Annotated in this window: 21 protein-coding genes; 8 read left to right on the forward strand and 13 right to left on the reverse strand. The window is 57.2% G+C overall.

Annotated features, from left to right (window positions below):
- Positions 1-137: 137 nt before the first annotated feature.
- Positions 138-1,979, forward strand: a complete 1,842-nt coding sequence (locus tag O77CONTIG1_RS00775; protein WP_068507267.1) for an ArnT family glycosyltransferase — start codon at positions 138-140, stop codon at positions 1,977-1,979.
- A gap of 45 nt (positions 1,980-2,024) precedes the next feature.
- Positions 2,025-2,183, forward strand: coding sequence for a transposase (locus O77CONTIG1_RS26515; RefSeq protein ID WP_172799617.1), 159 nt, complete (start codon positions 2,025-2,027; stop codon positions 2,181-2,183).
- A 385-nt stretch (positions 2,184-2,568) separates the two neighbouring features.
- Here O77CONTIG1_RS26515 and O77CONTIG1_RS00780 read toward each other — a convergent pair whose 3' ends face one another.
- The 10 genes from O77CONTIG1_RS00780 to mgtE form a co-directional block, all read right to left on the reverse strand.
- On the reverse strand, positions 2,569-2,688 hold the full coding sequence (locus O77CONTIG1_RS00780; protein ID WP_068507269.1) for a photosystem II reaction center protein J: 120 nt from the start codon (positions 2,686-2,688) through the stop codon (positions 2,569-2,571).
- A gap of 121 nt (positions 2,689-2,809) precedes the next feature.
- Complete coding sequence (locus O77CONTIG1_RS23165; protein ID WP_172799618.1) at positions 2,810-2,929, reverse strand: photosystem II reaction center protein L; 120 nt, start codon at positions 2,927-2,929, stop codon at positions 2,810-2,812.
- Positions 2,930-2,938: 9 nt separating this feature from the next.
- Complete coding sequence (gene psbF, locus O77CONTIG1_RS00785) at positions 2,939-3,073, reverse strand: cytochrome b559 subunit beta (RefSeq protein WP_068507271.1); 135 nt, start codon at positions 3,071-3,073, stop codon at positions 2,939-2,941.
- Positions 3,074-3,089: 16 nt separating this feature from the next.
- Positions 3,090-3,335 (reverse strand): cytochrome b559 subunit alpha, encoded by a 246-nt coding sequence (gene psbE, locus O77CONTIG1_RS00790; protein WP_068507272.1) that lies wholly within the window; start codon positions 3,333-3,335, stop codon positions 3,090-3,092.
- A gap of 117 nt (positions 3,336-3,452) precedes the next feature.
- Complete coding sequence (locus tag O77CONTIG1_RS00795; protein WP_068507274.1) at positions 3,453-4,478, reverse strand: photosynthesis system II assembly factor Ycf48; 1,026 nt, start codon at positions 4,476-4,478, stop codon at positions 3,453-3,455.
- Positions 4,479-4,617: 139 nt separating this feature from the next.
- Complete coding sequence (locus tag O77CONTIG1_RS00800; RefSeq protein WP_068507276.1) at positions 4,618-4,968, reverse strand: rubredoxin; 351 nt, start codon at positions 4,966-4,968, stop codon at positions 4,618-4,620.
- 275 nt (positions 4,969-5,243) lie between these two features.
- On the reverse strand, positions 5,244-5,729 hold the full coding sequence (gene lspA, locus O77CONTIG1_RS00805) for a signal peptidase II (protein WP_317134177.1): 486 nt from the start codon (positions 5,727-5,729) through the stop codon (positions 5,244-5,246).
- A 78-nt stretch (positions 5,730-5,807) separates the two neighbouring features.
- A complete protein-coding gene (locus tag O77CONTIG1_RS00810) occupies positions 5,808-6,401 on the reverse strand; it encodes a biotin transporter BioY (RefSeq protein ID WP_286132483.1) in 594 nt (197 codons plus the stop codon).
- A gap of 170 nt (positions 6,402-6,571) precedes the next feature.
- Entirely contained in the window at positions 6,572-7,552 is a 981-nt protein-coding gene (locus O77CONTIG1_RS00815; protein WP_068507279.1) for a ribonuclease Z, read from the reverse strand.
- Between the two features lie 210 nt (positions 7,553-7,762).
- The gene (gene mgtE, locus O77CONTIG1_RS00820) at positions 7,763-9,163 is read right to left on the reverse strand and encodes a magnesium transporter (RefSeq protein WP_068507280.1); all 1,401 of its coding nucleotides are present in this window, start codon (positions 9,161-9,163) and stop codon (positions 7,763-7,765) included.
- 284 nt (positions 9,164-9,447) lie between these two features.
- Here mgtE and O77CONTIG1_RS00825 point away from each other — a divergent pair, with 284 nt between their 5' ends.
- The 5 genes from O77CONTIG1_RS00825 to O77CONTIG1_RS00845 all read left to right on the forward strand — a co-directional run bounded on the left by O77CONTIG1_RS00825 (position 9,448) and on the right by O77CONTIG1_RS00845 (position 14,176).
- Positions 9,448-9,630, forward strand: coding sequence for a hypothetical protein (locus tag O77CONTIG1_RS00825; protein WP_156434793.1), 183 nt, complete (start codon positions 9,448-9,450; stop codon positions 9,628-9,630).
- Positions 9,631-9,820: 190 nt separating this feature from the next.
- Positions 9,821-11,329 (forward strand): hypothetical protein, encoded by a 1,509-nt coding sequence (locus O77CONTIG1_RS00830; protein ID WP_156434795.1) that lies wholly within the window; start codon positions 9,821-9,823, stop codon positions 11,327-11,329.
- A gap of 59 nt (positions 11,330-11,388) precedes the next feature.
- On the forward strand, positions 11,389-12,105 hold the full coding sequence (locus tag O77CONTIG1_RS00835; protein WP_068507284.1) for a tetratricopeptide repeat protein: 717 nt from the start codon (positions 11,389-11,391) through the stop codon (positions 12,103-12,105).
- Positions 12,093-12,428: a hypothetical protein gene (locus O77CONTIG1_RS00840; protein WP_068507285.1), complete on the forward strand. Its 336-nt coding sequence runs from the start codon at positions 12,093-12,095 to the stop codon at positions 12,426-12,428. Before O77CONTIG1_RS00835 ends, O77CONTIG1_RS00840 begins: the two co-directional genes overlap by 13 nt.
- 428 nt (positions 12,429-12,856) lie before the next feature.
- The gene (locus tag O77CONTIG1_RS00845; RefSeq protein WP_068507287.1) at positions 12,857-14,176 is read left to right on the forward strand and encodes an ABC transporter substrate-binding protein; all 1,320 of its coding nucleotides are present in this window, start codon (positions 12,857-12,859) and stop codon (positions 14,174-14,176) included.
- Positions 14,177-14,483: 307 nt separating this feature from the next.
- Here the strand turns inward: O77CONTIG1_RS00845 and O77CONTIG1_RS00850 are convergent, their stop codons facing one another.
- Positions 14,484-14,672, reverse strand: a complete 189-nt coding sequence (locus O77CONTIG1_RS00850) for a hypothetical protein (RefSeq protein ID WP_068507289.1) — start codon at positions 14,670-14,672, stop codon at positions 14,484-14,486.
- 735 nt (positions 14,673-15,407) lie between these two features.
- Between O77CONTIG1_RS00850 and thrC the strand changes: the two genes are divergently transcribed.
- Positions 15,408-16,508 (forward strand): threonine synthase, encoded by a 1,101-nt coding sequence (gene thrC / locus O77CONTIG1_RS00855; protein ID WP_068515801.1) that lies wholly within the window; start codon positions 15,408-15,410, stop codon positions 16,506-16,508.
- Between the two features lie 109 nt (positions 16,509-16,617).
- Here thrC and O77CONTIG1_RS00860 read toward each other — a convergent pair whose 3' ends face one another.
- Positions 16,618-16,860 carry a helix-turn-helix domain-containing protein gene (locus O77CONTIG1_RS00860; RefSeq protein ID WP_068507292.1) on the reverse strand — a complete coding sequence of 81 codons (243 nt, stop codon included), beginning with the start codon at positions 16,858-16,860 and terminating at the stop codon, positions 16,618-16,620.
- Between the two features lie 12 nt (positions 16,861-16,872).
- Positions 16,873-17,115 carry a helix-turn-helix domain-containing protein gene (locus tag O77CONTIG1_RS00865; protein WP_068507293.1) on the reverse strand — a complete coding sequence of 81 codons (243 nt, stop codon included), beginning with the start codon at positions 17,113-17,115 and terminating at the stop codon, positions 16,873-16,875.
- Positions 17,116-17,149 lie beyond the last annotated feature (34 nt).

A 17,149-nucleotide genomic window follows, 5' to 3' on the forward strand; every position in this document is an offset into this window, starting at 1 on the left:
CCCACCTTTGGGGTTTGGTTGGATGCAGGAACCCGTGTCTTACAGCCCATACAACGGATTGAGGATGTGGCAAAGAGGACGATGATGCGATGATGGGAACGGTAATTTTTCCACCTCTCCCCCGCCGGCGCTGACCCATGACCTCGTTCGCGTTCCCCCACCTCCGCCCCTGGCTCCAGCACCTCGACAAACGCCCGACGCTGAAATGGGGGCTGGTGGCGGCGTGGCTGGGGCTGCTCTGCGGGTTGGGCTTCTTCTGGCAACTGGGCAGCATTGGGCTAGTGGACGAAACCGAGCCACTGTTTGCCGAAGCGACGCGCCAAATGGTGGAAACGGGCGACTGGATCACGCCGTACTTTAATGAAAAGCCGCGTTTCGACAAGCCGCCGCTGATCTACTGGCTGATGGCGATCGCCTACAAAACGCTTGGGGTCAACGAATGGGCCGTCCGGCTGCCCTCTGCCCTATCCGCTTCGGCGCTGGTGGTCTTCGGCTTTTTCACCCTGCTGCGGTTTGGCTATTCTCGACCCGGCTTGTCCGCAAAGGCAGAGCAAGATGGTGAAGCGGCGATCGCCCCATCCCCGCCATCCCCCAAGTTCCACTGGTTCCCCGCCTTCCTCGGCTCTGGGCTGATGGCGCTGAATCTGCAAACCATTGCCTGGGCGCGGACGGGTGTTTCGGATATGCTGCTGAGCGCCTGCGTCGGCGGGGCGCTGCTGGCGTTTTTCTGGGGCTATGCCTCGTCGCCAGATTCACTGAGGGCAAAAGAGCGCTGGTATCTGGCGTTTTTTGTGCTGTGTGGGCTGGGCGTGCTGACGAAGGGGCCGGTGGGCGTGGTGCTGCCGGGGGCGACGGTGGCGGCGTTTTTGCTGTATCTGGGCAATGGGCGAACTGTGCTGAGGGACATGCGCCCGGTGCGGGGCGGGCTGGTGTTTTTGGCGATCGCCCTACCCTGGTATCTCCTCGTCACCTATGCCAACGGTGAGAAATTCATCAACGCCTTCTTTGGCTATCACAACGTCGAGCGCTTTACCCGCGTCGTGAACCAGCACCGTGCGCCCTGGTATTTCTACGTTGTTGTGCTGCTGGTGGGGTTTGCGCCTTATTCCGCGCATTTGCCTGGGGCGATCGCCCGGTTGCGGTTTTGGCGACGAGGCCGCTGGCAGGCAGAAGACCGCCGCACCCAGCTTGGGCTATTTGCGCTGATCTGGGCGGCGGTGATTTTTGGCTTTTTCACTATCGCCGTCACTAAGTTGCCCAGCTATGTGCTGCCGCTCTATCCGGCGATCGCCATTCTGGTCGCGCTGTTTTGGCGTGATCTGCTGCTGCATCGACCCCGCGCTGGCTGGGGCATGGCGCTGAGCAACGGGCTAAATCTGCTGCTGCTGGCGGCATTGGCGATCGCCAGCTACAACAGCGCCCCCTGGCTGGATAGCGACAACGCCGTGCGGGGGCTGGAGGAAGCCATCACCCGGTCGGGGCTGCCCATCGTGGGCACACTGATCTGGGGGCTGGCGCTGCTGGGGGCGATCGCCCTGCTAATCCGACGACAGGGGCGCTGGCTGTGGGGCGTAAACCTGGCGGCACTGGCGCTGACGCTGCTTCTGTTTGTGTTTCCGCTGATGGATATTCTAGACATTCATCGCCAACTGCCCCTGCGTCAGCTTGCCGCCGAAATTGTGGCACAGCAGCGCCCCGACGAGCCAATCATGATGGCGGGCTTGCACAAGCCGAGTCTGGTGTTTTATGGACATCGACCGATTTTCTTTGCCCAGCGCCAGGAAACGGCGATCGCCTACATTCGTCGCCAGTCAAGAGAGCGAAGCGATCCGCCGTCGATGCTGCTGGTGGGGCTGGGCTACAAAATCGAAGACCTGAACCTGCCACCGGAGCAGATGACGCTGCTAGCCGAAGCCGGCAAGTATGACTTGGTACGCCTGCAACTGCCTGTGGCGCTGCCGCCGCCCCCGTCAAACTAAACGCTTCTCCAAAATCCGCTCAGAACTTGCGGCCCCGATCTGCCTTTGCTGTTCGAAGAGTCGTATGAGCCGGGGTTGCAGTTGATTGCCAAAAGCAAAAAGAACATGAAAAACCGCTTGGTGAAGCTGATGGGCAAGATTTTGCTTCACAAGCGGGCCTTGCTTGAAACCGTCAAGACTACTCAAGAACTTTTGTTGGCTTGAACATTCGCAACACCGTAGCGTGTTCAACTTCCTCGTGAACCTATTGGCAGGATTGACGGCCTATCCCGACCAGCCCCCAAAACCTGCCCTTGATCCAGAGGATAAAGGCTGGTCTGCTCTCCCTCCTACTGCCTTCCAAGCGATCGAACTCACGTTAACCAACCATCCAAAATTGCTAATCCAAAATCCAACATCGCAATCAGTCAGGTTCCACACTGGATTCACACCAGAGATTTTATACAAAAAGGCTCCAGGGTTGCAGCAATGCCGCCAACTGGAGCCTACGATTCAAGACAAATATTTAAGACAAATTCTGAGCGCAAACCTGCTAAATCAGGGCGTACTTCAATCGTCAACTGTCGTCAACTTTTCTCAGTCGATTTTTCTAGATCGAAGAACCAATGCCTGCATAGGCACCATAGAAAAACAGACCCACGATTGCAATCACGCCAAGGCCCGCAATCGTCCCGACAACCCACAGCGGAATTCTGCCATTTGACAACATAATGTCTCTCCGAAACTCTCCTAACCTGACCAAAAACACAGCTAAATCAAATCTGAAAGTTGAGTACTAGAACAGCTTGTTAGCAGGCATGAAGACTCATTTCGGCTAACAAGCGATCGCCCTAGTTAAAGAAGTAGCTAGAAAAAAGGATGCCGAGCGTAAAGACTAGCAAAAGACCCAAGTACAAAGAGGTGCGGTTTAGCTCGACAGGCTGATTGTTTGGATTGGGTGTGCGCTCCATGATACTCTCCTATCGCTGGATAAACTGCATTGCGGCGATCGCCCCCAGGAAGAATACTGAGGGCACGGCTAGCGTGTGAACCGCCAGCCAGCGAACGGTAAAAATGGGGTAAGAAACTGGTTGATTCGGGTTATTGCTCGTCATAATAAGCCGTCACTTGCTACTTCAAAAATTCTTGGATTTGTTCTTTTGCCATGAACCGATCTCGCACAATGGGCAATTCCTGACGTTCTTGTGTGAAGTATTCATTCGGACGGGGCGTACCGAACACGTCGTAGGCCAAACCCGTGCTGACAAACAGCCACCCAGCAATAAACAAAGCCGGAATGGTAATGCTGTGAATTACCCAGTACCGGATGCTTGTAACAATGTCTGAAAATGGACGTTCTCCAGTGCTACCAGCCATTCAGATCCCTCCCAAAGAAACAACGAAATACTAACTTTCATCATACGAGAGCAGGGGAAGAGTCACAACCTTATGAACCTACCTCTTGTTCATCCTCGAAGTGAAATTTCTCTAAGCTCAAGCTGCCTTTGCTTTTGCGGCTGTGTCTGCATCGTAGCGCAACAGAGTCCCTTCCTGTCCAAGAATAAAGCCGCGATCGGGTGAATCGAACACAATCCTATAGAAGTTAGAAGGCACATCTTCGACCGCGCGATCCTTCTGCCAAGTCTGTCCACCATCGTTGCTGTAAAGCAAGTTGCCGCTGCCACCCGCAACCCAAATCTCGTTAGGAGTCCGATAGGCTAGATCAAGCAAGCCCCAGCTTGTGGCAAACTCTGGTGCAACCTGCTCTCCCCAGGCTTCGTAATCTTCAGAATCGCTGAACTGTACCAGCCCGCCCCGCGCCAGCAGCCACAGCCGACCATCCTTCGCAAAGCCCATATTTTGCAGGCGACGGGAACTAGTGCGGTTGTGGGGCTGCCAAGCATCTTGACCCGGCTCCCAGGTGGAATAGAAGTTTCCACGGGCCGAAACCGCCACATAGCGTCCATCGTCCGACCGAGAGATGTTGCGAACCACGCCGACTGCTTCCTGCACCATTGCCTGCCAAGAGCGTCCGCCATCCTTGGTCTGGTAGATGGCTCCGATATCAGTGGTCATTTCAGCGGTATTGGGGCCGAGCGCTTTCACCGTGTTTGGCGAACCCGGTAGCTGGGCGCTCAGCGGCACCCGCAGCCAGGATTTGCCGCCATCGGTCGTGTGCAGCAAGATCGAGGGTTGCCCCGCAATCCAGCCTTCCTCTCCAGCAAAGCTGACGGATGTGAAGCTGTAGGACAGATCATCGCCCAGATCGAGCGATCGCAGTTCCCAGGTTTTTCCACCGTCCTGCGTTTCCAGCAGCGTTGCCGATTTGCCCACTAGCCAACCGTGAGGCGAATTGCCAACAAACGCCACGTCTGAGAGCGTCGCAGTAGTTGGCAACTCGACCACCTGCCAGGGATTAAAGCTCATCGATGGCAGGTAGCCCCGCGAGCATCCGGTAGACAGGATCAGGACTGCCAGCAAAATGAAAATGCGTCGGAAGGAGAGGAAAAGTCGATTCATCGAACTGTTGGGCGCTGTGCGCGTTGGCTAACGTTGAATAGGAGTTTCACTGAGGAGTTTGGGGCTGGAATACCTCTGAAGCGGGCTTGTCGAGTGGAGTCGCCAGAGCGGAGTCGCTATATGTGGCTCCAAACTTTTCCTACTGCAAGCCGTAGAGGCTGAGGAAAAACAGAACGGCGATCGCCAGCCCACCAAAAATCAGCAAATTCTTCTGACCCGGTGTGAGCGTGTTCACGCCAAATCCGTAGCCCAGGTTCTCCTTGAAGCCAGAAGGGCTGCCCGCTGGCCCGATGTTTGTAAACCGAGCGGTGCGGGCCCCGCAAACGGGACAGCGCCAGTCAGTCGGCAGTTCTTCAAATGGGGTTCCGGCTGTAATTTTGCCCAGGCTATCGCCTTTGACTGGCTCATAGATATAGCCACAAGCGCCGCACTCGTGGCGGTCGAGCGTCCTTGGATCGATTGCCTCTGCACTGCTTTCTACACCACTCATCGCTCTACGGGCCTCCCCTGGCCAAGATGAGAATTTATGTAAATGATTATGACACAGTGGGGGATCGGCGGAGGGGGGTACGAAGAAGGAAGAAGGAAGAAGGAAGAAGGAAGAAGGAAGAAGGAAGAAGGAAGAAGGAATAGGACTTACGCAGTTGGACAATTTCTCGCGGGCTGTGCCTATGAGAAATTGTCCAAAACCCAAAGAGCTTCTCGCAAGGGCGCAAGTCCTGACGAAGAAGGAAAACCGAAGAAGGAAGGTGATGCGCTGGGTGTTCAGGATTTTTTGTCGCTGCTGCTGGGGCCGAAGGCGACGAAGAGCAGGCAGAGGATGCCCAGGTTGATGAAGACATCGGCAAAGTTGAAGATGGGGAACCGGATCAGGCGAAAGTCCAGGAAATCGATCACTTCTCCCAGCATGAAGCGGTCGATGCCGTTGCCAACTGCGCCTGCCATGATCAGCCCGTAGCCCAACTGCTCCCAGCGAGGTAGCCGTGCGCCCCAAATTGCCAGCGCTGCTAGGGCCAGGCTGACCCCCAGCGACAGCCATCGCAGCCAGCTTCCATCTTCGCTAAACCAACTAAAGGCCGCGCCTTTGTTGGTGACGTAGGTGATGTGAAACACGCCGGCCCAGAGCGGGATGGTTTGGGGTGGATCGGTGAGCGTCATGTTTTGGGCGATCGCCATCTTGGTGATCTGGTCAAACACGACCCCCAACACGGCTGCTGCCCAAAAGAGAAAGTTTTTAATCGGCATGGTCATTTTGGTTAAGTCAAGCGCAGCCAGAGAGAAGTGGAGAGCCGTCGCGCGAAGGGTCAGTCGGCAAAATCGGAGTTCGCGTTAATAAAACAGCAGATGACGCAGGGCAAAGGAGATGACCGTGACGGCGCACAAAATTGCCAGTTGCCCCAGGAGTGGCTGGAGGGAATGCAGGATGAGAAGCTGGCCCAGCGGCAGCGTGGGAGCCAGGAGCCAGTTGCTGGAATGGGCGATCGCCAAATAGGTCATGCCTACCAGATGCACCGTTACCAGTCCACACAGACAGCTAAAGGCCAGCGATTCTAGGCGAGGCGGCACGCGAAACGCCAGCGCTCCACAAATCCACGCACCAGGGATAAACCCCAGCAAATAGCCAAAACTAGGGCGGTGAATATACTCTAGCCCGCCGCCTTGGGCAAAGATATTGAACCACGTCAGCCCCAGCAGCACATAAGCAATCTGAGACATAGCCGCCGCGTTGCGCCCCCCCAGACACCCCACCAGCAGGACTGCCCCAAGCTGAAACGTGACTCCCAGTGAGTGCGTTTGCAGCCCGCTGTGTCCCCACTCCCACGGGACATTGGTAATTGAAGCCCGAAGAAACGTGCCGCCAATTGTCAGCGCCAACCCGATCAGGGCCCAAAGCAAGTCGGTAGGGGCGATGATGCGACGCACAGGCAGCCTGGGGGTGGAAAATGGCAGCGGATGGAGACGGGTTCTTCGATGTGTCAAGCGGTTGCCCAAAACCTCAGACTCTATAGTAAGCCCGAACGAGAAATAGAATTAATCTGGATTTTTGGATTTTGGGTTTGGCAGACAAATAGTTGAGATATTTAGTGGCTGGGTTAGCGCCGGGACGGGGATGGGGGGCGGCGACTAGCCGTGAGGGCGGCAGGGCGACGGCGCGGAATTTCGTGGGTGTAAAAATCTTGCGCCATGAGGGTGTTTGGGAAAATAGCGCGGGCCTCGGTGAGCAAATCTTCGAGGGCGATCGCATTTCCAGGGGCATAGCGCGGGCTGAAATGGGTCATGATTAGCTGCTGTACGCCCGCATTCAGCGCCACCTGCGCCGCCATCGTGGAGGTGGAATGGAGCCGCTGATAGGCCAGGTCGGCATCTTGATGGGCAAATGTCGCTTCGTGAACCAGCACATCGGCATCCCGCGCCAGTTCTACCGCACTGTCGCAATAAATCGTGTCCGTGCAATAGACAAACTTGCGCCCGATCTGCACCTCGCCGCAGAGGTCTGCGCCATTAATCTGGCGGCCGTCGGGCAGCGTCACCACTTCCCCCCGTTTCAGCCGACCATAGAGCGGCCCGGCGGGAATGCCCAGCGCCTCGGCTTGCTCTACGTTGAACCGGCCGGGCCGGTCTTTTTCTGACACGCGATAGCCAAAGGCCGGGACGCGGTGCGTCAGCGCCTCGCAGCTCACCACATACTCGGCATCTTCAAACACCACGCCCGGTTCGACCGTGTGAACCTTGACGGGATAGGAGAAGTGGGTCTGGGAATAGCGACCACAGGCCCGCAAATAGTCCTCCAGTTTCGGTGGGCCATAGACATCGATGCGCGTGGGGTTGCCCGCCAGCCCAATGCTCGACAGCAGCCCCATCAGCCCGTAGATGTGGTCGCCGTGCATGTGGGTGATGAAAATGCGGCTAATCTGGCTGATGCGGATATCGCTCCGCAAAATCTGGTGCTGAGTCCCTTCGCCACAGTCAAACAGCCAGGTTTCTGCCCGCTGCGGCAGTTGCAGCGCGATGCTCGACACATTGCGCGATCGCGTTGGCACCCCCGAACTGGTTCCCAAAAATGTAATTTGCAAAGCCCGATTTCATCCCCTACGCTCAATGTGTTTTGTATCCGGCTGGGCAAGTCAGTTGCAAGCTGTATGACTTGCCTAAGGCTTCCCTCTCAACTTTCATATTGCACCAATCTCACAGGCTTCTGGGTCTTGTGCTGATGCTAGATTCCGTTCTTCTAAAAGCCTTGAAGATTCGGAGGCATCCAATCAAACCTTAATCTCCAACTCCCGCTATAGCTTGAGGATTAGCCGGGCCACGTTTAAGTAAATCATCACGCCCAGGACATCGACAAACGTGGTGATGAATGGGGCCGACATGAGGGCGGGGTCGAACCCTAGCCGCTGGAACAGGAAGGGTAGGCTGGAGCCTGCTATCGAGGCCAGGACGGAAATGCTCACTAGACTCGTACCAACGGCGATCGCCACTACGAGATTACCCTGCAACAGGTATGCCCACAGCAACACGACCGCGCCCAGCATGATGCCCAGAAACGCCCCGGCGATCGCCTCTCGTCCGATCACCGCCCAGGGTTTGGTGGAGCGCAGTTCGTCGGTATTCAGCCCGCGAATGATGACGGTAGACGACTGTGCGCCCACGTTGCCGCCTGTGCCAATCAGCAGCGGGATAAACGCCGTTAGGGCCACCACCTGCTCCAGTACGTCCTGCTGGCTGCGAATCACGGCACTCGTCCCCGTGTTGGTAATCAGCAGCACCAGCAGCCAGACCACCCGCCGCCGCGCCACCGTCAGCAGATTGGTCTGAAAATAGCTGGCATCGCCCGACTGCACGCCGCCCAGTTGGTAGATTTCTTTGGTGGCCTCGGCTTCCAGCACGTCCAGCACGTCGTCTACCGTGACGATGCCCACCAGCCGCCGCTCGGCATCCACCACGGGCAGCGCCAAAAAGTCGTACCGCTGAATCAGCCGCGCCACGTCTTCTTGGGCCGTGTCGGTTTGCACGCTGACCACCTCGCGCACCATGATGTCGCCGATCGTCTGCTCTGGCTGGGCCACCACCAGGTCGCGCAGGGAGAGGATGCCCGTCAGCCGCCGGGAGCCGTCCGTGACGTAGAGGTAATAGATCATTTCGCTGGCGCGGGCGAGGCTGCGGATGTGCGCGAGCGCCTGGGTTGCGTCCCACCCTTCCTCTAGGGAAAGGTATTCGGGGGTCATGATGCGCCCAGCGGTGCCCGGTTCATAGCCCAACAGCAGGGCCGTTGCGCCACGCTCCTTGGGACTAAGCTGCGACAGTAGCCGCGTCACGACCTTGGCGGGCAGCTCGTCGAACAGGCGGGCGCGGTCGTCGGGCGACATCTGCTCCACGATATCCAGTACATCCTGGCCGCGAAATTCTTCGATCAGCGATTGCTGTACCTCCAGGTCGAGGTATTCGTACACCTCAATGGCTTCGTCCTTGGGTAACAGGCGAAAGGCGATCGCCTGGAGGGGGTTGGGCAAATCTTCAATCGCTTCGGCAATGTCGGCTGGCTGCGCAGGCACGAGGAGGGCTTTGGCATCCGGCAGGTTATTGGCTTCTAGCAATAACTGGAGTTGCGACCGCACGATGGGACGCAACTCAGTTTGGGAAAGGCTTGGGGAACCTGATGGAGACTCGTCTTTAAGAGCGGTCAAGGGCGTTTGAAAAAGCGGAGTAGGGTAGGACTGGCAGATGAGCTTGGGCGATCGCGCTGGCTCTCGCTTGCTCCCTCAGTGTAAAACGAGTGGGTAGAACGAGTGGGTAGAACGAGTGGCAAGCAGTGGGGCGATCGCCCTCAACGGCTGAAACTACACCGGTCGGCTGCTAGCAGACTTTCGGCGGCGGTTGGTGTTGTCGCCAGAATCGGGCGACTGCCCAGCAGATGTGGCATGTGCCCTATCGCGGTGAGTTGAAGCGGTTCTGTCTCCAGGCAAAGGTGATGGAACTGCTGGTGATTGATCTGGACGTGATTGCTGATAGTTCAAAACAAACCCATGTCTCTGGTCTGAAAGCAGAAAGAATCGTTCGTCTACCTCAAGCTAGAGGGATTTTGACCCAACGGCTTGCTCATCCCTCCTCATTGTTGGAATTAGACCTGATTAAGCATCTGTGGAGCTTCTAGGCATTTCATTCAGATTGCTACTCAAGAGAATTTCGTGAAATTTGCTGGGAACGGACGGGCGGTTGAATACGTCTCGGTCACTTTCTGGAATCAGTGAAATGCCCGTTATTGGGTTGAATTTTGGGTTGAATTGTCAATCCTGTCTTGATCCTGTCCCGATAGGAATTTTCCTGAGGCGAAGAACTGAGTAGTGCGATCGCCCCGTTTCTCACCCGCCTCGTTCTCGCTATCCAGCCTGCAACAAGCCTGCAACAAGCCTTCGACCGTCCACATCTCACCGCTGCCGTTCTTGCCGTTCCCTCCCGTGAGCCAGAGTTCCTATCGTCAGAATTTAACCTTTAATCAGCAGAGCTACCTGCGGCTCAAGCTGGCGCTGAGCCTGAATCTGCGCCGACAGATATTTATCGCCGTATGCGATGATCTGCCCCTGCGCGATCGCCTTGCGGCCCAACTCCAGGCAGATTTCTCCAACCCGTCGCCGATTCACCAGGGCGATCGCGCTTTTTGGGAAGTGGGAGAACGCCGCTATCCCCGGCTGGTGACGCTCGACCTCAACCTGTCAGACCCCAATCCGATTGTGCAGGTGGCGCAATGGCTGGCAGATTCGCCGCCGCCGATGAATGGCAAACGGCGATCGCCCGTGCCCGCCTTTCAGTTTTTGGGCATCGAGCAACTCACGCGCCAGTCTCCGACCACTCAGCGCATGTTCATCACCCATTTGCAGGGCATCGAGCGCAGCCTGCCTGTGCTGGATTCTAGCCTGCTGTTTTGGATGCCGCAGCCCTGGTTTCGGCTGTTGCCCCAGTCAGCGCTGGAGTTTTGGCGCTGTCGGACGGGCGTGTTTGAGTTTGTTGGGGAGCCGACCCCGCGCCCACCCAGAACGATGACCCCCATTGTCAGCACAGCGCCCACGGCCCAACGCCCGCCCAATCCGTCGCCCAATCCGTCGCCCAATCCGTCGCCCAATTCACTGTCCAATAGCGCCGCCTCCTCTCCACCTGCGGCTCGCGCAATCACACAACCCACGCCCCAGAAAGCTACGCCCGCTTTACAAGCGCCTGCCAAGGTAGACGTAGCCCAAAAAGTTGAAGAAGTTGAAAAAGTTGAGACACCGACTGCCAAAGCGCCAGAATCCAAACGACCCGCCGAGGCTGGCGCAAGTCCTCCTGTGAATCCCTGGGCGATCGCCCCGTCTGTTCCACCTGCGGCCCCAACTGGAACGGTTCGCCCCGCCTCGCCTGCGAACTCCTCTACAAAGTCCCCAGCAGCCTCATCAGCCCACCCTGCGGCGATCGCCAAACCGCCTGCATCCCCAGTTGCCGCTCCGCCGACTGCCTCGTCTGCTGCTGCCAAACCGCCGTCCAGCCCCGTTTCTGGCTCGTTTCGGCTAGATGCCGCGCAGACCCCGGCTCCCTCCTCGGTTTCCGTTGGGCGAGCGACTGTGAAATCAACGTCCACCGGGAAACCGCCAACGCCTCCAGCGGACTCGTCAGCCAGCCCGCCGACCCTGCCCCAGCCGCCACTGGCGAACCCGGCCCCGCCGACCGATCCCGACGCGCAGATCACTCGACTGCTGGAGCAAATTGCCCATCTGCATCGACAGTCGGCCTCAGCGGCTCAATTGCAGGACGCTTATCGCACGCTGGGGGATGCCTATCGCGATCGCATTGAGCAGGGCGACACAGTCTGCCCACCCTGATGGCCGCGCTGCAAGCCTATGAGCAGGTGATGGGTGCGCCTGCCGGATAAATCCCCATTGTGGACGGATTGCTGAATGACGTGGGCAATCTCTGCTGGCTGCTGTCGCGCAACTCGTCTGCCCCTGACCAGGTGCTGCCCAACCTGCGGCAGGCGATTCAGTCCTACCAACTTGCGCTCAAGAAGCTGGACACCCACACCCAGGCCCAGAGCTATCCCATGCTGCACAACAACCTGGGGGCAGCCTACGCCGATTTGGCCCGCTACGAGCAGCCCGTTGAGAATTTACAGAAATCGGCGCAATCTTACCGAGAGGCGCTGCGCTATCGGGATGCCAGCAGCGATCCTGCCCGCTATGCCTCGACGCAGAATAACCTGGGCACGACCTACTGGAATCTGGCACAGCACCACCAGCCCAAAGAGTCTCTGAAGCGGGCGATCGCCGCCTATCAGGAAGCACTGAAATATCCCAATAGCCAGCCGCCGCTGAGCTACGCCATGATTCAAAACAATCTGGGCACGGCGCTATGGAGTTTGGCACAGATCGAGCAGCCAGAGATATACTTACCCAAGGCGATCGCCGCCTATCGCCCAGTCGCTTCAGCAGCGCACCCTGGATGCAGCCCCGGCGGCCTTTTGCCGCCACACAAAACAACCTGGGCACGGCCCTCTGGCATCTGGCCCTGTGTCTGGGCGATCGCCCCCAAGAGCAGCTCCAAAAGCTCCAGGCAGCCATCCAGTCCTACGAAGCTGCCCTACAGGGCGTGGCAAAGCTAGAAACGCTACCCAACCCACCCATGCTCAGCTTTGACCCCGCCACCACCCACAACAACCTGGGCCTTGCCTATTTCCATATCGCCACACAGGTTCCCCGGCTCCTAGGCACAGCGCCAGAGTCCACCCCCCTCAAAAAAGCGCTGCACCACCATCTCCAGGCCGCCACTCGATGGCAGCATCAGCCAGAACTACGACAAGCTGCAATGCAGAGCGTATTGCAAACCCTGAAAGCCTTTTATGAACTCTTTGGAACCGCAGGACAAAATCAGGCGCTCTCAAGCGTGCCTGCCCACTTGCTACCCGAACTGTTGCCCCGCCTATAGTCCTCCTGTGGTTTGCAGTCTGTAATTTGCGGCTTGCGAAAACCATACTTCGAGTCCATACTTTCCTGCAAAGACACCACCTGCCTTTTCTTCTATCGTTGAAAGCGTCAGGACTTACGCACTTGCGATAAGTTTTCTGGGTTTTAGAGGATTTCTCGCGGGCTGCGCCCGCGAGAAATCCTCCAACTGCGTAAGTCCTAAGCGTTAAGGGATGCAAATCACTTGGGTGAATAAACCCATCGAGCGACTTTGCTGCGGCATTCCTCAAGCTAAAATCCATAGACGACTTTAGGAGAACCATAGGAGAGCATGGTGCAATGATGAAACGCTTCCCATCGTCTAAGTCTGCCAAGTCTCAGTCTGCTCATTCTGCGAACCCTGTTGAAACGACCACTCCAAAATTTAAGACCTTAACCCACCCAGGCGCATTGGCCAATGGTTCAGGCACATTGGGGCTACGCTGGCTGGGCCGGGGTGGGGCGATCGCCCTTCTGTTGGCCGCAGCCGCCTGCCAACCGCCCACGCCGACCAGTAGCACGTCTAGCCCAGCCGCCAGTCCGGCCGCAGGCGGATCGGGTGCGCTGAAACTGGGGACGCTCTTGCCCGTCACGGGCGACCTGGCCCAATATGGACAACCCATGCAAGATAGCGTCGGGTTCTTGGTGGAAACCGTCAATGCCTGTGGAGGCGTGATGGGGCAGCCCGTGCAACTAGTGTCTGAGGACGACCAGACTGACCCAGCCGCAGGTGCATCCGGGATGACCAAGCTGGCCGAGGTGGATCGAGTCGGCGCAGTGGTGGGCGCAGCCGCTAGTTCCGTCTCCAGTGCTGCTGTGGATATTGCAGTGCGAAATCAGGTGGTGCAAATCTCCCCCTCCAGCACCAGTCCTGTATTTACCGAGCGGGCGAAGAAGGGAGAATTTAACGGCTTTTGGCTGCGAACTGCGCCCCCCGACACCTTCCAGGGTGACGCGCTAGCCCAACTCGCCAATCAGGAAGGCATCAAAACGATCGCCATCCTCGCCATCAACAATGACTACGGCAACGGACTCGTCCAGTCCTTCGTGCCTGCCTTCAAAGCCTTGGGCGGCACAGTCGTCAACGAATCCAACCCCACCAAATACGCCCCCAACGCCACCAGTTTTGACTCGGAAGTGGGCAGCGCCTTTGGCAGCAAACCCGATGCCGTGCTGATCATTGCCTATCCCGAATCGGGCAGCATTATTCTTAAAGCCGCCCAGGAGCAGGGCTTCCTCGACGGCACGACTAAGGTGCTTTTCACCGACGGCATGAAGACCGACAACCTGGCGGAACTGGTCGGCAAGACGGCCGACGGCAAGTTCATCGTGACGGGCATGATGGGGACGGCCCCCAGCGCAGGCGGCCCGGGGCTAGACGACTTCCGCGATCGCTACCGAGAAAAGTTCAACCGCGACCCACAGGTCTATGACCCCAATAGCTGGGACGCGGCGGCGCTCCTCGTTTTGGCAGCAGAGGCCGCCAAGAGTGGCAGCGGCCCCGCCATCAAAGACAGCATCCGCAATGTATCCAACCCACCGGGTGAACAAACGACTGACATCTGCACAGCACTGTCCCTTGTTCGGGAAGGCAAGGATATAGACTTTCAGGGAGCAAGCGGCAGCCTGGACTTTGACGAGCAGGGGGACGTGGTGGGCAGCTACGACGTTTGGACGGTCAATGATGCCGGAAAAATTGAGGTGAAGTCCACGATTAACGTCGGCGGATAAAGTTGGCGGGTAGCGTCGCCAGATAGCGCCCGACGACTTCGTTTCACCCGGAAAAAGGCTTTGCCTGAACCCAATGCAGATAAGAAGGCATGGAGGGTTCAGGCAAAGCCTCAATTGCCAGTATTTGGAATGCTGAAGGCTTGGCTGAAGATCCTTAGCCCAAGACGTAGAGCCAGGGTCGATCCAGGGTGGAACAAGTCCAGCAGCCTTTCTCAAAAGAGGTGCAGCAAACCCGAACCCGCACACACTGACAGGTCTGGGATGCTTTGAAATCCTCGAATGCCAGTTAAAACCTGGAGGCTAAAATTTAGCTGCCTGCGGAAACCAGCTTGCGCTGCTTTTCAATTTGGAGCTGCTGAAGCAGGGCCTCGGCCTCGGCGCGGAGGTGCAACAGCTCAAGCTGATGGGCTTTGTCGTAGGGAAGCTTGTTTAGCTCTGGGGCGGGGGCGGCTGAAACAAGACTGCGATCGCTCTCAACTGCGGGGTTATCTAGCATAGCTCGGTCACCAACGTCACCAACAACAACAGAAGAAACAGACGCATTCACAGGGGCATTCACTGCCTGACCAGTAGAAACCTGATCTAAAGACAGATGCAAAGTTGCGCTAGTCATTTGTACTCACTCACACCATTAAGTAATCTTAACTTAGTGCTAAAGATCGATCCTAGTCAAATAATTTATGCACCCACCGCAGAATGTGGCAGTTTGGGCACTGGCCAGCGTCCTGACTAAACGGCAGCGCGATCGCACTCAGTCGCGCCTGTCCTCACGGGTTACGCGGCAAGCCCTCTGCGGGTAGACTTGAGATCCATCCCTGCATTTCGCTCCGTCCCTCATTCTCACTCCATTTGTGCGATCGCCCGCTTGCGGAACTCGCCTTCCTCAAACTGCACACTTATAAGTCGAGTTAAATCAATCGAGTTAAATCGAGTCTGAGTCTGACGAAGCCTCAGCCACTATAGGCGAAAATGGGAGTCTTGAAATGAGTTTTATAGCACCCTTTGGAGATAGCCTTTTGAACACAGCTTCTAAATTCAGCAGTCCGAGCTTTTTGGAGCGGGGTTGAGACTGAAATTCTGAATCTCAAACTGAATCTTCAAAATCGACCTTCTAGTTGAGAGACTCCTATTTTGCCCAATTAGTTGCCTGAAACCAAAGCCATTTTTAGCAGAACTGCTTTTCAAACTTACGCTCAGTGATATTGCCGTGACCCTGACTTCTAATTCTCATCTGGTTCAACCTGTTGATCGACCTGCGAGTTCTGCCAGCAGCGCGGCTGCTTGGGGCGGGCTGATCGAAACCTATCGCCGCTATCTGCCCGTGACGGCGCAAACGCCCGTGGTGACGCTGCTAGAGGGCAACACGCCGCTGATCCCCGCGCCAGCGATCGCCCAAGAGATTGGTCGCGGCGTGCAGGTGTTTGTCAAATACGACGGGCTGAACCCGACGGGCAGTTTCAAAGACCGGGGCATGACCATGGCCATTTCCAAAGCCAAGGAAGCCGGAGCAGAAGCGGTGATCTGTGCCAGCACAGGCAATACCTCCGCTGCGGCCGCCGCCTACGCCAGACGGGGAGGGCTGCGTCCCTTTGTGCTAATTCCCGATGGCTATGTGGCGGTGGGCAAGCTGGCCCAGGCGCTCCTCTATGGCGCAGAGGTGCTGGCGATTCAGGGCAACTTTGACCGGGCGCTGCAAATTGTGCGCGACATGGCGGAGCATTACCCGATTACGCTGGTGAACTCGGTCAATCCCTACCGCCTGGAGGGGCAAAAGACCGCCGCCTTTGAAATTGTGGACGTGCTGGGCACTGCGCCCGACTGGCTCTGCATTCCCGTTGGCAACGCGGGTAACATCACTGCTTACTGGATGGGCTTTTGCCAATATCACCAAGAAGGCAAGTGCGATCGCCTGCCCCGGATGATGGGCTTTCAGGCGGCGGGCGCATCGCCCTTGGTCAGCGGGGCCCCGGTTCCCCATCCCGAAACGCTGGCCACCGCAATCCGCATTGGCAACCCCGCAAGCTGGGAAAAGGCGATCGCCGTCCGCGATGCCAGCCAGGGCGAGTTCAACGCCGTCACCGACGAAGAAATTCTGGCTGCGTACCGCCTGCTGGCCAGCCGCGAGGGTATTTTCTGCGAACCCGCCAGCGCCTCTTCTGTGGCGGGCCTGCTCAAGGTGAAAGATCGCGTGCCTGCGGAAGCTACCGTCGTCTGCGTCCTCACAGGAAATGGGCTAAAAGACCCCGACACCGCCATTAAACACTGCGAAAACCAGTTCAAAGGCGGCATTGCGCCAGAGTTGGAGGCCGTCGCGCAGGCAATGGGATTTTAGGAATTTGATCGATTGCGATTTTGGATTTGCGGTGAGGAACTTTAAGCGACGCTTGTTCCTCTTCTCACCACGCAGGAGAACTCGACGGTTTACCCATGCCCTCAGTGGGTTAATCCAATCGCTTGGCCCAGTATTCGTCCAGATACAGCCGCAAAAAGTCCTGCGCTGCCGCCGGATTGAGCGTGTCCAACGCCGCCACAATCGCAGGAATTGATTCTGCGGTGGGATCTCGCGTTTCGTTAAACCAATTGTTGACCGTGCCACGACTAATGCCCATCGTTACGGCTAGGCGATTTTGGCTAATGCCATAGGTGGTTAGAACAGTTCTTAGCGCGTTGCCTGCTTTACCCATGCCCTCAGCGGGTTAATCCAATCGCTTGGCCCAATATTCGTCCAGATACAGCCGCAAAAAGTCCCGTGCTGCCGCCGGATTGAGCGTGTCCAACGCCGCCACAATGTCTAGCAGGGACTCTGCTGAAGGATCGGTCACTTCATGGAACCACTGATACACCGTGGAACGATTCAGTCCCATTGTCACCGCCAGCTTATTTTGGCTAATGCTGTAGGTTTCTAAAACTTGCCGGAGCGCTTTGCCTGCTTTGCCCATGCCCTCATCGTGTCAGAGGGACATGACGGAGTAA

This window comes from Leptolyngbya sp. O-77, assembly GCF_001548395.1.
Classification (GTDB): domain Bacteria; phylum Cyanobacteriota; class Cyanobacteriia; order Elainellales; family Elainellaceae; genus Thermoleptolyngbya.